This is a genomic window from Erwinia tracheiphila (assembly GCF_021365465.1).
In the GTDB taxonomy this organism is placed as follows: Bacteria; Pseudomonadota; Gammaproteobacteria; order Enterobacterales; family Enterobacteriaceae; genus Erwinia; species Erwinia tracheiphila.
Window position 1 is genome coordinate 4,542,036 of record NZ_CP089932.1, and the last position, 14,443, is coordinate 4,556,478.

A 14,443-nucleotide genomic window follows, 5' to 3' on the forward strand; every position below is an offset into this window, starting at 1 on the left:
GTGCGGAAACTTTACCCGGCGGCGAGTGATAAAAAACCGAAGTTCAGCTCGAAAACCTTATCCTTCAGTTGGCGGATTGTGGTGATTTCCTCAAAATCAATTTTCTCTATTGCTCGCGTGACCTGTTTACCCTGGTGGTTGATGGTAATTTCCACGGTTGATAGCAGCTTTTCAGAGATATAGCGTGATGTGGCAGCAGGGGCAGCAGAAAGCACCGAAAGTCCCACGGTAGCCAGGCCAGCCACGCCCATCGACACAATATCAGATGGCAGTGAATTAAATTCTCCCTGCCCCATTGCACGATAGATTTCCTCTGACAGTTCCTCGGCATCCCATGCTGACATTTCAGTTATCTGGAATTTCTTGCCGTTATCGCGCCCATCCTCAGCGATAAATTCAATGGTTTTTCTGCTCATTATGCCGGACTCGATGTGACTGATTCAAAATGGAAGACGGCAGGACGCGATTGCAATATCCTCTTGCCTGGTGGTATTTGCGTCCACGTATAGAGAACGCCATTAACAAAATTGTACTTCACACTTAATGCAGGAATGATCAGCGTCGCATTGCAGGCAAACTTGCCGACTGCCGTCCGTTCTGCTGCATACCACTTATCAATCAGTGATCCGGCGTTTGAGGTCGGCATAAGATTGACGGTGAAATCCTGCGGGTTGAAAATAAAGCCAGCGTGGTATTTCCCGTCAGCGGACATCATGTCTTCGGCATTCTGCAATGCTCCAGCCTCAAACATGTCTTCTGCGGCGTAATCATCAACATCAAATCCGCCCGGATAGAAGGATGGGACAACGATATTTAATTTTGAATTAGCGCTGGTAATGTCGATTGGCATCGCTTAATCCTTACAGAATGTTTGTTGAAGTCATATCGATGCTCTGGATTAACTGTCCATCGACGTAATAGAAGATAACCCCTTTGAGGCTTCGCTCAATTCTTGCTGTCCCTGTCTGCGTGGGGATGTACAGATACCAGCCTTCTGTATAAAGAGTGTTTGATATGTCTGAACCCACCGCATCATTAACAATGTTGATTTGCGACTGATCCAGTGTGACGCCTGTACGAATGGCACCGAAAGTTTTAGCACTGGCCGCCACATCAATAACGGCAGCAGAAACAGAGGCGTAACCAGTTGGGTTGAACGCATAAGATGCGTTTTGTGTAAAGAGACTGGCGAATGCAGAAACGAGATTAGCGTTAATCCACACCTGACTGATAAAGCTGTCCAGCCACAGGTATTTTCCACTGATTGAGCCATCAGAAACGTACTGAGCCAGCGTCTTATTCTGGCCGTAATAGCCGTAAAAGTTATATCCGTTAGACTCAAGCGCTGCGGCAGTTGAGTTGTCAGTAACATTAGGTGCAAGGCCGGAAAATGCACGGAATTTATATGACACACGTCCATTGGTGCGACTGAAGTTCAGTGATGCTGAATATGCCAGCGCCAGCACTGCATACAGGTAAGTGCCATATACCGCAAACACGTTCTCATAACCATTGGTCACCACAACGCTCTGCTGGAATGTCGCATCGTTATTAGCCACCGTGCCAGCATCTGAGGGGTCGTGATATGCGTACCCATATCGGTTGCTGGATGCGCTTACCCAGGCACACAGTTCTTCTTTCTGATCGTCGTCCAGTTCAACCAGGGAAGATGTCAGAACCCAATCCTGATTCTGATTAATAATGGATTCCATTGTATCGGTAATGCTGGTTGCCGCCGCACCCGGTGAAATCGTAGCAGCAGTGGCCGATGTTAATTTCAGGGCAGTGGCAGCAGTTCCTTCCTGCGCCAGAGAAACTTCGCTGTCAGCACCAGTAGTCGCAGAACGAATAATGAACCGACTCTGAACAGGTAACCAGTCAACTGTAACGCCGCTTCCAAAAGCGGCGGCAATAGCGGTTGCCGCATCGGTGAAGCTGGTAACAGAGGCAAGGTTTATTGATGTGCTGGTTACAGCAGCACCATCAACAGTTAATGTAATGGTCCCCGTAATGCCTTTTAGAGCAGCAATTTTAACGCCTTTAAAGCTTCCTGACATGAGCCAGCCGGAGACCGCCTCAAGAGCCAATCTCCCAAATAATACAGCCCCGGGGCGAACGGTGGAATTATCGTACCCTGACATATAAAGCGAGGCTGCAAGGTACTCTTTGCTGGTTGTGCCAAAAGCCAGGCCAACATCAGAAGCGCTGGTGTACTCCGCGACTTTGCCAACAGGAAGCAGTTCGTTATCTGACAAAAGAAGCCCGTAAACATCCAGTGCTGTTCCAGCAGCGCTTACGGTGGAAGGCGTGATTTTAAAATCACGCGATAATGGAATTTTGCTCATAAAGTCGCCTTATCAGCCTGGTTAATAGTGATTTGAGCCTTGTCGAAGAAGTCCTGCTGGACGTCTATCGTGATATGAACCTGCAAATACAGTGTGAGCATATAGCGCTCCTGCCACTGATTTTCGGCGTTGATCATGGGTGCCTGTATGGCCTCCGTGCTGTACAGCGGTGCCACGCGAGCGTCGATGGCCTTAATTGCATCATAGGCATATCCGGTTCGGAATAATGTTTCCAGTGCAATAGCTCTGTCACCAGCACCATCACCATAAATATCAACCTGTATTTCTGCCTGACGAACCTCAGTGAACCCAATGGAACTTGTGGACTGCACCCCGGTGTCTTTATTTTTCTCCCGACTGGTTGACAGCCTCCTGAACCGTAACGGCGTCAGGATGTTGAACTCACCTTTATCCATTGGCACTCTGTTGGCCTGTGCCTGTTCACACTTTCCAATGTGTGGTTCTGCGAAATCGGCCAGCACGTCAATCACGTCATCGATGGTCATATCGTTCATGTTGTCACCTGCAACTGCACCAGCAGACGACACCAGTCCGGCCACAGCTCCAGCGGCTCAATGACCAGCCAGGTTTCAGTGCCGATGATGAACAGGTCTCCACCCAGCACCTTCTCGCGATTCGTACCGTAAAAGTTGCCATCAACATGAATCGATTTGCACAGGCCTTGCAGGTTCATTCCATCTACATGCTGAAGGTCGCCACGGGATAGCGGCTGAAGCTGAATTGATATAGTCTGGGGTGGAAGGTACTTAGGAACCTTCTTTCGCCCCTCGCCCAATTCAAAGCCATCTGACACAAGCACCTCTGCATCCACAGAGGGGTTTACGCGACCAATGGCAGATTTAGCTATTTTGTGAAGATTCAATTTCACCTACCTCGTAATTGACATCTCCGATCATGACTCGCGTATCAACCAGAGGTTTATCTGATTTATTCGGCATGACTTTTCTGGAGCGGCGAATATGTAACGTTGTCGCAGACAATTTTGGCTCCATCAGTGATGCAATTGACTGCTTAACGTCTCCCTGAATTTGAGCGCCGACTACTTCAAGAACGTTATTAACTGGCAAGCCTGCACGTATACCTCGCCCCACCGCATCAGCCCACTCTGTTGAGTGCTCACTGATAGCATTGCGAAAGAATGGGCGTGGAAGTTGATTGTTGCCGGGGTTGCCGTATTCGTTAATTGCAGCCACCATCGCCACACTGGTTCCATCAGGGTAAGTTGCCTTGTCTATAAAGCCGACCTTAACCTGCTTCGAGTCCAGCCCCTTCGCCACCCCGTTAAGGAAATCGGCTATCTTCCCTGCCATATTCAGCTCCCCGGATAGTAGTTAGCCATGCGGTAAACTTTCGTCGCCTGCCAGAAACTCATTCCGTAAGGGCTTTGGGTATACCAGGAATACCTGAATTCCGTCGAGCCAATGTCCGCCGAAACGGACACACTCCCCTCTGACGCCGATGAAATGCGCCCGACCATTCCTGAACCACCGTTTTTCTGAGCGTCCCCATATTTCACATAAGCAAGATGCGCCATTAGCAGGTAGAGCAGTCGCTCCCGCTTCACGGCGTCGTCAACAAGTGAAAAGTCGGTGTTGTCCAGATAGTCCGTGGACTGGTCGAACAGGAATGGAAGGAGAGCGTCGGTGACGTTAGAAAATTCAGGGTACATGGCGCGGAAAATGGTGGTATTCAGATTCACAACGGCCATTTATCCCCCTTTGTCTTCCTTGACGTTCGCCGACTCTTTTGACGCCTGTTCAAGACCGGTTTTTACGTTCTCCCGCTCAAGACTGGCATCGGCCAGGGATTTTTCGTCTGACACGGCGAACACAATGCCATTTTTGATAAACTTCGAGTCTGCATGGTTTTTCTCGAATGCCTCCCACGCATCAGCAGGGACATCTTTTGTCATGCCGAAACCGTTAACCAGCGCAGAGGAATTTGCGCCCGCCAGGGTAATGACTTTATCATCGTGACGGAATGAAAGTCCGTTAGGCAGCTTACAGCCAATCACATACGTTGAGTTCTTAGCCATTTCTACACTCCCAGCATTTGAGCAAACAGGGTTGGCATGGTGATAACCGCGCCGTAAGTAGTGCCGGAGTGCTTTTGCTTCCAACTTGAAGTCATTGTGATAACGGGATGCGCACGGAGCTTTTCACTGAATGCGCAATATCCGGCATCCTGGCCCTGGGCGGTCTCAACAAACATTTGTACCAGCTCGCCAGCATCAGTGTCGTACTGAGGCGCTACCTCAACGCGAAGATTAGGGAAGGTGTCTTTAACCATCTTCTCGACGGTATTACCGAACACCTCGTTAGCGCGTTTGAACCATACGGATGCTTTGGGGCTCATTGCAAGCACCAGAGGTGAGGCCATATCAATACCATCGCCTACTGCGCCATTATTTCTTTCAACCAGGTCAGCATAAAGAGACAGAATATCGTTATAAATATCCACTACCTGCTTGGCAGACCACAGGGTCGCACCGCTTACAGTTGCGGGGGTGATTGGGGCCGGGAGATCCGGGTCATTGAGAATGCCGAAGTTCATCAACCCCGATACGCCGTAGAAGTAAAACTGATTCTGGGCCTGATTAAGGGTCCATGCGGCTGCACGTTGCTTTTCGGCAACATAAGGCAGCATCGCAAGACCGTAACGCTCTTGCTCAAGCTCTCCGTACGTCACCATAGTCTGGTAGCGATATACCTGACGATTTTCCCAGTGAGATGTCACCTGGTTAGCACCCTGGTCGCTGTAGTCGTCATACGCGACCACATCGCCGGATTGCTCAATGCGCTGGATCATCAGGGTGTCCTGCGCCCATGAGCCTTTTTTCTTCTCGCCGAGAATGTCTGTAGCCTTCTGCTTTGCGAAAATGGTCCGTACAATTTCAGGATCAATAAATGTTGAGACAACCGCAGGAATGCCGCCGTTAGCTGGCATAGTGGGCTGAATATCAGCATCCATTGCAAATTTAGTTACAGACGGGGGCAGGTAAATGCCGCGCGATTCAGCTTCCGCCTTGAAAGCTGAAAAATCAGCCTGGGTCAGTTGTGGCATTATGCTTTGCTCCATGTAGAAATAATCAATAAGTCGCCGATAGCGGCAGGGCTTGCCACATACCAGTCAGTTTCGACAGCGCCATCAATCGTTGCGCCAGCCGCGCCAGTTGCCAGCAAACCAGTCGCTAACACTGCGAACACTTTTTGCCCGACTGTTGCCACAGTTGTTGCCAGCGCCCAGAAATCACCACCTACTACCGGGGATGCCTCCCGGTATGCAGGGATGGTCATGCTGTTTGCCTGCAAATATCCGATTGTGGCGTTTGCATTGTTATAGATAAATCCAACTGGCGAACCCGTTCCGGTGTTGTCGAGTAATTTGGGATTGGTTGAATTGCGCCATGCAAAGCGAGTCATAATCAGTCCATTAGCACCCGCCTGAAATGCCCCAGGACCTCCAGCAGCGGCGATAATTGGCGAGTTTGAGGCAGGAGCACCAGCCTGACCAACGCCGGAATAGAGTTTTACGTTCTTTTGAAAAGACATATTATTTACCCTCGAAGAATGCTTTTACGGCGGTACGTGAGGTGTGAGTGATAGGGTTTGAGTCATTTGCCATTGCAGGGCGAGAGTAAGCCTTGAACACTGACTGTAACGCCGCTGCTGGCAACGTTGCATGTTCAGTGCAGCCCATCTGTTTCAATGCAGTGCGATAAACATCGTCAGCGCTGTCACAAGCCAAATCCCCCACCACAGGGCGGACGTCACGCTCGGCCTGACGCAAAGCAATATGACGCGCCTCTACGCGCTGAACTTCACGGCGGATAGCTTCATCCATCGCCAGCTTGTCGTCTTTTTTGTTTTCAGGCTTATCATCTTCATCATCAGCCGTTTTAGGCTTTTTATCTTTTTCGTCGTCATCTTCATCTTTGGCGACTTTGTCTTTTTCATCCTCAGAATCCTTTGCTACTTTCACGTCTTTTTGATCATCATCTTTGATAATTTCTTCGACTTTCTTTTCCATCTCTTCAGGGTTGGCATCGTTAGCCAGATGAGGCTTGAAGAGCGCCATAAGCTTCTGAATTTTTGACATCAGTTTGAGTCCTGTTGGTAGTGAGTCATAAACAAATACATCCGGGCCAGCCCGGCCACTTGGCACAATTGCCACATGGTTACAAACGATGTCACGCATGACGCCATCGTATGCTTCGCCCTCAAACACTCCCGGCGTCATATCCAGCCGATAGCGATAAGAAGATGAGATTTCACGCTGTTGCTTGTTTTCCACGCCGATGATCGAATTAGCGTCCCAGATAACCAGCGAGTTTTTCAGGTAGCCACCTTCGAATATGGCATTGCTGCCAGTCGCACCAATGATGGAGTCCTTTGGTGGATTGATAATGGAGACGGCAATGTGAGTGTTCAGAAGCGGCTTGTTATTAAATGTGTCTACTGCGCTCTCCAGCTCACCTGGATCACGCAATAACCGGTATGCCTTATCAGGCTCGAGTCCTAAATCTTCCCAGTTGGGGATTTCTTTTCCGTGATAGACACAAACATTTGCTTTGCTGATTGGGGTCAACTCAACATGAAGCATCCCGTCAACGTCATAGCGGCGAACGCTCGCCTTATCGAAGGCAAACTTCACATCTTTCATGTGCATTCCTGTTTTTCTGGCAATAAAAAAGGCCACCAAAGTGACCTTGTTTTTATCTATTTATTTAGAAAGGCAAAACAGGCTTCCAGGTACACCCGCAACCAGGCTCATCACCCGGTAATACGTACTGCCCTTTATCGCCAATTGGTAACCCTTTTTTTAGATCGAACTCCTGCCCATTGGCGTGAACATGCTTTACCCTGGGTTCATTGCCACCACCGCTGTGAATCCATATGCCGCGCTTGATGCCTGCGGCCTGCTGTCTTGCGTTGGACAAGGCGCTTGTAGCTTTCCTCACCTGGTCACGCGCAATAAACTCAGCACGACGCCTGGTGACACCATGTCGCTTACCAAAGCTGACTTCTATCTCATCTGCCAATAACTTGCGATCACCACCCTTCGCCACTGCACGAAACACCATCGACTCCACGTCAGTGAAATATTTCTCGGGAATTGAGCGTATTAACGACACATTCTCAGCAATGATAGCCTCACGTTTTTCAAGCATGGCGTCAGTCCACTGCATGTTGATGGTCATGGCGTCTTTGCGGGCGGAGGCTAGTAGCGAACGATCAACGGCTTCACCTGTTTTATTGGTGATGATTTCAGCTGTAGGCGTGGCTTTCGTTATGAAGCGATCAATCCATTTCCTTGACAGGGAACGCAACGCGCCACGCAATAACTGAACAGGGTTGGCATCCATAGCCAGCGGATTATCCTCAAAGATGGGAATGATGTGTTTTTTTACATCATCGTTCATTTCCCGGATTATCGCCAGCAGCTCACTCCGATACCAGATAATGTTCCCGGCGTTATAATTCACCGCCCTCAGACTCTTTAATCTCTTCCTGCTCATAATCGCCACTCAGATTTTCAAATCCAGCACCATCAATGCTTTTCAGTGCATCGCGAGCCTCTTCAGAGCTGATTAACATGCTGTCAGCAGCAATAGCTACAGTCTCAACACGGGTTTTATTCGTACTCGCTCTCTCGTCATCGCTCACTTCATCAAGCGGCCTGAACTCAAAGTAGATGTCCGGTTTTATCTCACCAAACTCTGAGAGCTGGATAATTTTGAAGATAATTTCAATTGCCCGGCGGTAATCAAGCTCCTGAGAACCTGATATTGTTTCATGCCATGTCTCAATCTCAGCATCACCACTGGCATTAAGCCCGGCAGGGGCATTGCCAAACATTTTAAGATTCGTGGTTCTTGATGGGATACAAAGCTGTTCCTGATAATTGGAAAGCAGATTTGAAAGTTCGCTCAGGGATGTCTGCATGTGTAGTAAATCTTCCCCAACATCCAGCGCCCATATGCCCTGATTATCCTGATACTGAGTAAACAGCTTTATGCGCTTGTCAAAAGCGCCAGGCTCTTGCAATCGAGCGTCCATGTCTGTTTTTAGCGCACGCATACGAAGTGATTTTATCACTTTGATTATGTTCTTTTTGGCGTCACGCCAGTCAATAACATAATCTTCCATTAACTGGGTCAACGACAGTCCGCCAAAGTTGTATGACGGTTTAAGAATGTCGGGAACAGGGCGGCTTACAATGTCTATGAATCGGGACTCATGCACCGTATCACCCATTACAAACCATGCCTGGGGCTTATAGAAGTCGGCCCTGAGTGGCTTGTTAGTGTTATACATGGCCGGATAAACCCAATTGGGGTCAACGCAACGGAAGCCTTTTAGCGACCCTTGAGCTATTTTTCGCGGGTCCAGAAACAGAGGCTTTTCGTTTTCAATCTCATCAGCACCCACGTCGATAAAAATGTGCGCAACGCCATACTCAGAATCTTGCCTGACAGCCTGGTGAATGAGCCGTTTTACATCATATTTGGTGAGGGCCAAGTCCATTAGCTCAATGTCCGGGTCGCCCTCTTTAGTGCTTTTCACCTCAATCCAGTTACGCGTCATCTCATCAGCCATGATGGTGTGCATGTTTGCATACTCAACCTGCTGGGACATTGCAGCTAGGATGGGGTAGCCCCGAAACCCTGAATACTCATTGCCGATTGACATACCGTTAAGCACATCGTAAGGCGTGGCATCCATCGCCATCGCCACTTCTTTTTTTCCTTCTGGTATCACCCCGGGCAGCGGCTCGTAGCGCCTGAATTCGGCATATAGCTTTTCATCATTCGCTACAGAAGCGCTATCAATGTGCGCTTGAGTGATTTTTGCCACTTCCCGGCGAGGTGCCTGTGCGGCTTTACGTCTTGTCATTGAAGTATCTCGTCAGGAATATGGAATGGTTTGTGAACCGGTGCAAAGGCCATAATCAGTGAGTCGGCCATATTCGGCGAGGGTATGCCGCGCTTCTTCATGTCCTTTTTGCTCTCAACCTTAACTCGCCCGTTATTGTCGTAATCGACCCATGGGCGTGACAGTTCAGCCTTAAGGTATTCAAGCTGTTTAATGTCAGAGGAAAGGCTGATTAGCTGATCGTCGGTGAACTGTTTTACAAACTCGGTGTCTTTTGGGTTCGCCTCAAGGTGCTTAATGACGCGCCAGGTGTTGTAGAACCGGTCACGCACACCCCACCAGGCTTGAGCCTTGATGTTTGAGAACATGTCTTTGTTGGTCTTGCCGTCTGCGTATTTCGCATCAGGCTTAAACACTGACTCGCCGGCATTGAATCCGGTGGCAGGAATGCGACACACACGCTTCAGGTGAGCTTTAACACCCGCGCCTACACCGATAGAGTCGTAGACAATCTCACCAGCCCTAACCTCTTCTGCGTAGTTTTTAACGCGGTCAGCGGAAGTGATGACATCACCCTTATTCCACTGATTGCAGTCAAGCACGACAGAGCCGTGTGCCAGCGTGGTGGCATTACTGTCCTCACCTTCATCGGCAACGTCGAAGCCTACGCGCTTACGACCAGTTGGCTTAAAGCCGATTTTCAGGTGAGCATCAATTGCCGCAGCAATCCATGATGGTTTGATGATTGCCATGTCACTATCAGCGACTGGCTCGCCCTCCCATATGTGCAGATAAAGGTCATAATCCTTACGCTTGCACTCTTCCATCTCCAGGCGAAGAACGTCCGGGAACCATGGGTTCTCGCTGTAGTTGACCGTCAGCAGGCAGATATCATCAGGGGGCGCGATTACGAAGCGCTGGTGCGTGTCGTCGAGAATATTCTTCGGGTTGTAACTGACCCAAATTTCAGATCCGGGCTTACGAATTGTAGGTATCAGGATATCCCAGGATTCTTTGGTTACCGCCTCAGCCTCTTCCATCCAGCAGATGTCGATGCCTTCCAGCGATTTAATCTTGGTAGGGTTGTTCTTGATGCCGTAGAACATGAACTCGCTACCGGTAATCAGGTGCCGAATGCTGGCGCGTTGCACCTCAAACTCTGCCTGATACCCTTCGCGATTAATGGTGTCGTCCAGCAGGCGTATAACTGAGTCACTGATACTGTTTTGTAGCTCGCGGGCACAGAGAAAGCGATAAGCGCCCCGCCTGGCTATCTCAACCAGTAACCGGGCAATCGTCCAGCTCTTCCCTGACCCGCGACCACCTTTGCGACTTTGTAACGCGCAGGCTTAACGAATGGCTTAAATATCGGGTTAATTGCCGTCATCTTCGAATAGCTCACTGAGGGATTTGGTCAGGTTGATACCAATGGTGCCGCTGTGCTCAGTTTTAACGTTGTCTTTAAACGCCTGCACCGTCACATGCTTGCCAAGCAGTTCGAGGTTCTTAACCTTGTCAGGCCATTTAATCTTTTTGAGAAAGCCGGGGTCATCGCCTGACATCTCGGTTACATCCATTCCGGAGAGGGTTGTCCGCCATGTTTTTGGCCAGTCTTTAATTGGCTTCAGTTCGCCGTTAGGTAGGAGGATGTCCAGCACGTCCATCTGGTCTATTTCAACCAAGCGTTTGAGCACGTATGCGGCGTCTATGCCAACCTCTTCATTCCTCTCATCCTTCAACTCAGAGATGCGAGATTGAACCATGACATTTGATAACAGGCGACTTGCCTGCTCTTGGGCGGATTTAGCGCTGTAGCCCGCCCTGATAGCTGCCTGTGTGGCGTTTAAATCTTTCAGGTACTCACGGGCAAACAGCTCTTGTTTGTCGGTGAGCTTTGCCATTTTAAATCTCTTTCATCACTGTGCTGATTGAATACTCATTAATACCGGAGAGGCTGTATCCAGCCCTACAGTCAACGCCCTGATTCATGAAATGTAGGTGGATAAATCCATCAGCAATTTTCGGCACTCTGTATGCGTTAATGACAATCACTCCTTCCTTGCCAGACGCTCTGTGAGTTACCACCTCGAATCACTTTAAGTGATTGATTTTGCTCCAAAGGACTTTTATGTCCTCTGGCATCAAGTGCGTATACAAACCGCTTTACTGAAGAGCTACGGATAAACTTGCCTGGCTTTTGTGATTCCGTTGCCTCGCCATTGAGCACAGCAGCAGCGTGCAAGTCGTTGAGGCAATAGCGCCCTTCACTGTCCACACGAACTGATACGCCGTTTACGATCACTGTTGGATATGTCATTACGTATACCTTTTTAGAGATGAAGCCTGCCGAACAGGAAACCGGCCCGAAGAGACTCGCCAGTCATACCGGCGGCTTCCTCAGGCTTCATTCCTAAACAGGTTCTTCGGTGGGATGTTGCGCTTTCGGAGCGCTGGATTTACTGCATAAAAAAAGGCCGCCAACTGGCGACCTCTTGTGATACGAGCGTCTGTTCAGGCAGTAGTCGTTACAACCGGGCTTCTGCTGGTTCAGGCGCTTTGCTGTCAGCATCTTCGTCAACAGCTTCCGGCAAGTCGGTGATTTCCAGAGATGGCGCGTTTTCGCTCAGGTACTTTGCCAGTACCGCTGATTTCAGGTCGTTGTGCTTATTAACCAGTGCAACGATTTCAGCAGATGTCAGGGAGATATTCAGTGACATGGGTTTTCCTTATTTGGATTTAGCGACCAGTTTCTTTGACAGGGCAACAATTTCATCCCATTCGGATTCAACGTCATGACCGATATTGACCAGTAGCGTTTTCACCTGCTCCAGAACGCTGTCATCGGATGTGACAGTGGTCGTGGTGGTCCCCGTGGGTGCTGGCTGCGCGGTGGGTTATACTGTTACCGGTTCTGCGGCTGCTGTGTTATCAGTGATGGGTTCGCTCACTTTCGTGTCCTCATGCTTTGTGGTGAGCCATAGCCAGACTCGTTTGATGATGTTCATTTGGGTGCTCCGCAAACGCGGGTGAAGGTATCGTTGTGCGTGTTTATTTCCCTGACGGTTCGGATGTCCATCAGTTCAGAATCTTTGCCGTAGGTGTAGATGGGGCCGAACAGCGTGCAGCCTGAATCAGCTATTACAGTGGGGCTATTGTCTGTTGAAGGGTGACTGGCGCAACTTTGAACGAGCATCGCTATCACTGAGAGAAGAATTATTCGCCTGAACATCTTTCACCGCCTGAGTGTTTTGCTTCTGCTTTTCAGCGAGTGCGGCCACCTGAGCCGATTTAACCTCAGCAGCTTTCACATCAGCTTTCGCCTGTGTTTGTGTTGTGCCGATTTTTTTTCCGCCGATATACGCACTGGCGAGAGCGGCCACTACTGCCAGCCCGGCAAGAAAGTAATTCCACCAATCCATAATCAGGCTCATGGCTGTTGCTCCAGCTGGTCGCGCTGGTCTTTCAGTTTTGGTTGCCGTACGTACTGCGCCAGCACGGCCAGAACGACCAGCGTCGGGCTGATGAAACTGAGTATGTTAGGGGGAAGGATGCCTTTAATGTCCGGTGGCAAGACTGCCCAGGCGTGTAGCGCAGTATCCGGGAATGACTGAACGGTCGCACCGATTGCCGCCCCGACTGAAGCCAGCCACACTGACCAGGTGCGAAACAGCAGCCGGGTGTGAGCCACAAATTCCAGTGATGTGTATTTGCGTACCAGCAACAGAACAATCACCAGCGCCAGCGAAATCAGGACGAAAAAAAAGAGGCTCATATCAGCCCCTTGTAAGCGTCGTATGTCCCCTGCCTCATTACGTCAGCCTGCCGTCTGGCCCTCACGGGCGTTTGCTTTGCCCAAAGGCTGTCAAGCATTGCGTTTGCAGCATCCGTGAAATTTCCCGCCGCGATAAGGCCAAGGGTATTTTTGAATGCAGCCAGGCCAGATACGCCCAGCTGGTAAGCCATGCTCTTCAGTACATCTGCCCGTGCCGGGTTACACTGCTTCAGCGCTGCACTGATGACTTCATTTGCCTGCATCTTCGACGTGTAATCGTCCACAACTTCCTGTAACCAGAGGTCTGAAACCGCCCTGGAAATTGAGAACGTGTAGTTACTGATAGTGGCCCCTTTAGGACCAATCAGAAATCCAATCCCCACAGTCGGGAATCCTTCAGAGTCGATATAAGGATTTGAACGAAATCCTTCCTCAAAATTTAGTATCTGAATAATCTGGCTCATTTTTTATCATCCTCTGCTACTGCCTGTTTAACCGCATCAGCGGTCTTATCTGCCGTCTGGTCGGGCAGAACGTTTAGTTTCTGCTGCATTGCTGATACTTTGCCGGACAGTGCGTCCACCGTTTTATCGCGTCGGTTTGCAGCGTCCTGATAATCACGCCTGATCTCTTCGACGCGTTGATTGGAACGCTCACTGACGTAAACGAACATGATTGTCATCGCCACGCAGATCATGCTCAGGATCAGCATGAGAATACCGATGTAAATAGTTCGCCTCTGTAAGGCCTGGGTGTTTTTCATTTTCCGTCTCCGAGCTTGCCAATAAGCCCGTTCACTTCAGAACGGAAGCGCTCATCGAGATTTGCTCCTGACATTGCCAGCATCACGCGAAGTGCGTTTTTGATGACCTTCAAATCAGTCTCAAGAGCAGATATTCGAATGATGTTCTCGTCATGGCGGGCGCGCAGCTCGTCGTTTTGCTCACGGAGCAGCGCGTTATCAGATTTGAGCTGTGAAACCTGGTCTTTGTAACCAGTAATAATTTCGCCGGTGGCTTTATTACCAGTGACGATATTTGCTAACCCTGATACCAGTGGACGCCAGAAAAGCGCCACCGCGCCAGCGCCGAAAACAATCGCGCCGATACTGGTTATTAAGCTGTCATTCATGGGCCGTCTCCGGCAGTCCCGGCGATACCGGCTGTATGCCGTGTGAATAAAAAGCGCCGTCCCGACTACAGGAAAGAGGATTTGATAGTGAATCGGGAGGCGCAAAAGAAAAGGCCCACCGAAGTGAGCCTTGAAAATTGGTGGAAACCGCTGGAATCGAACCATCTACGCCAGTGTTCCAGTATTGGGTTGCGGCGGCCTTTCTGTCCTCAGTCTTTCAACCTCTCACCATATCGGGCAGTCTGTGATTCGACATTCAACACAAAAAAAAGCGCAATTAACGTCTCTATAGCGCCCGA

Annotated in this window: 20 protein-coding genes and 2 pseudogenes; all 22 read right to left on the minus strand. The window is 49.7% G+C overall.

Annotation, left to right across the window (positions count from 1 at the left end; genetic code table 11):
- Positions 1-11: 11 nt before the first annotated feature.
- On the minus strand, positions 12-416 hold the full coding sequence (locus LU633_RS23435) for a hypothetical protein (RefSeq protein WP_016191175.1): 405 nt from the start codon (positions 414-416) through the stop codon (positions 12-14).
- Positions 416-850, minus strand: coding sequence for a phage tail fiber protein (locus LU633_RS23440; RefSeq protein WP_016191176.1), 435 nt, complete (start codon positions 848-850; stop codon positions 416-418). Before LU633_RS23440 ends, LU633_RS23435 begins: the two co-directional genes overlap by 1 nt.
- A gap of 10 nt (positions 851-860) precedes the next feature.
- A complete protein-coding gene (locus LU633_RS23445; protein WP_016191177.1) occupies positions 861-2,345 on the minus strand; it encodes a DUF3383 domain-containing protein in 1,485 nt (494 codons plus the stop codon).
- On the minus strand, positions 2,342-2,860 hold the full coding sequence (locus tag LU633_RS23450; RefSeq protein ID WP_016191178.1) for a phage neck terminator protein: 519 nt from the start codon (positions 2,858-2,860) through the stop codon (positions 2,342-2,344). Before LU633_RS23450 ends, LU633_RS23445 begins: the two co-directional genes overlap by 4 nt.
- The gene (locus LU633_RS23455; protein ID WP_232426868.1) at positions 2,857-3,234 is read right to left on the minus strand and encodes a hypothetical protein; all 378 of its coding nucleotides are present in this window, start codon (positions 3,232-3,234) and stop codon (positions 2,857-2,859) included. The genes LU633_RS23450 and LU633_RS23455 overlap by 4 nt, the downstream gene beginning before the upstream one ends.
- Positions 3,206-3,676, minus strand: a complete 471-nt coding sequence (locus tag LU633_RS23460; RefSeq protein ID WP_016191180.1) for a hypothetical protein — start codon at positions 3,674-3,676, stop codon at positions 3,206-3,208. Before LU633_RS23460 ends, LU633_RS23455 begins: the two co-directional genes overlap by 29 nt.
- Positions 3,677-3,678: 2 nt before the next feature.
- On the minus strand, positions 3,679-4,074 hold the full coding sequence (locus LU633_RS23465) for a DUF4054 domain-containing protein (RefSeq protein ID WP_016191181.1): 396 nt from the start codon (positions 4,072-4,074) through the stop codon (positions 3,679-3,681).
- A complete protein-coding gene (locus LU633_RS23470; protein WP_016191182.1) occupies positions 4,075-4,401 on the minus strand; it encodes a hypothetical protein in 327 nt (108 codons plus the stop codon).
- A gap of 2 nt (positions 4,402-4,403) precedes the next feature.
- Positions 4,404-5,429, minus strand: a complete 1,026-nt coding sequence (locus LU633_RS23475; protein ID WP_016191183.1) for a hypothetical protein — start codon at positions 5,427-5,429, stop codon at positions 4,404-4,406.
- Positions 5,429-5,917, minus strand: a complete 489-nt coding sequence (locus LU633_RS23480; RefSeq protein WP_016191184.1) for a structural cement protein Gp24 — start codon at positions 5,915-5,917, stop codon at positions 5,429-5,431. Before LU633_RS23480 ends, LU633_RS23475 begins: the two co-directional genes overlap by 1 nt.
- Before the next feature lies 1 nt (position 5,918).
- The gene (locus tag LU633_RS23485; protein ID WP_016191185.1) at positions 5,919-7,028 is read right to left on the minus strand and encodes a DUF2213 domain-containing protein; all 1,110 of its coding nucleotides are present in this window, start codon (positions 7,026-7,028) and stop codon (positions 5,919-5,921) included.
- A gap of 64 nt (positions 7,029-7,092) precedes the next feature.
- Complete coding sequence (locus LU633_RS23490) at positions 7,093-7,851, minus strand: phage head morphogenesis protein (RefSeq protein ID WP_016191186.1); 759 nt, start codon at positions 7,849-7,851, stop codon at positions 7,093-7,095.
- Positions 7,841-9,223: a phage portal protein gene (locus LU633_RS23495; protein WP_233481977.1), complete on the minus strand. Its 1,383-nt coding sequence runs from the start codon at positions 9,221-9,223 to the stop codon at positions 7,841-7,843. The genes LU633_RS23490 and LU633_RS23495 overlap by 11 nt, the downstream gene beginning before the upstream one ends.
- A 35-nt stretch (positions 9,224-9,258) precedes the next feature.
- A pseudogene (locus LU633_RS23500) lies at positions 9,259-10,628 on the minus strand (PBSX family phage terminase large subunit).
- The gene (locus LU633_RS23505; protein ID WP_016191189.1) at positions 10,615-11,142 is read right to left on the minus strand and encodes a terminase small subunit; all 528 of its coding nucleotides are present in this window, start codon (positions 11,140-11,142) and stop codon (positions 10,615-10,617) included. Before LU633_RS23505 ends, LU633_RS23500 begins: the two are co-directional and overlap by 14 nt.
- Before the next feature lie 161 nt (positions 11,143-11,303).
- Positions 11,304-11,558 (minus strand): annotated as a pseudogene (locus LU633_RS23510) (KilA-N domain-containing protein); the annotation flags it as partial.
- A 208-nt stretch (positions 11,559-11,766) separates the two neighbouring features.
- The gene (locus tag LU633_RS23515; RefSeq protein ID WP_016191190.1) at positions 11,767-11,958 is read right to left on the minus strand and encodes a hypothetical protein; all 192 of its coding nucleotides are present in this window, start codon (positions 11,956-11,958) and stop codon (positions 11,767-11,769) included.
- Positions 11,959-12,390: 432 nt separating this feature from the next.
- Positions 12,391-12,672: a hypothetical protein gene (locus tag LU633_RS23520; RefSeq protein WP_016191191.1), complete on the minus strand. Its 282-nt coding sequence runs from the start codon at positions 12,670-12,672 to the stop codon at positions 12,391-12,393.
- Positions 12,669-13,013 carry a DUF7940 domain-containing protein gene (locus tag LU633_RS23525; protein WP_016191192.1) on the minus strand — a complete coding sequence of 115 codons (345 nt, stop codon included), beginning with the start codon at positions 13,011-13,013 and terminating at the stop codon, positions 12,669-12,671. The genes LU633_RS23520 and LU633_RS23525 overlap by 4 nt, the downstream gene beginning before the upstream one ends.
- Entirely contained in the window at positions 13,010-13,477 is a 468-nt protein-coding gene (locus LU633_RS23530) for a glycoside hydrolase family protein (protein WP_016191193.1), read from the minus strand. Before LU633_RS23530 ends, LU633_RS23525 begins: the two co-directional genes overlap by 4 nt.
- Positions 13,474-13,776 carry a hypothetical protein gene (locus tag LU633_RS23535; RefSeq protein WP_016191194.1) on the minus strand — a complete coding sequence of 101 codons (303 nt, stop codon included), beginning with the start codon at positions 13,774-13,776 and terminating at the stop codon, positions 13,474-13,476. Before LU633_RS23535 ends, LU633_RS23530 begins: the two co-directional genes overlap by 4 nt.
- A complete protein-coding gene (locus tag LU633_RS23540; RefSeq protein WP_016191195.1) occupies positions 13,773-14,144 on the minus strand; it encodes a hypothetical protein in 372 nt (123 codons plus the stop codon). The genes LU633_RS23535 and LU633_RS23540 overlap by 4 nt, the downstream gene beginning before the upstream one ends.
- Positions 14,145-14,443: the final 299 nt, after the last annotated feature.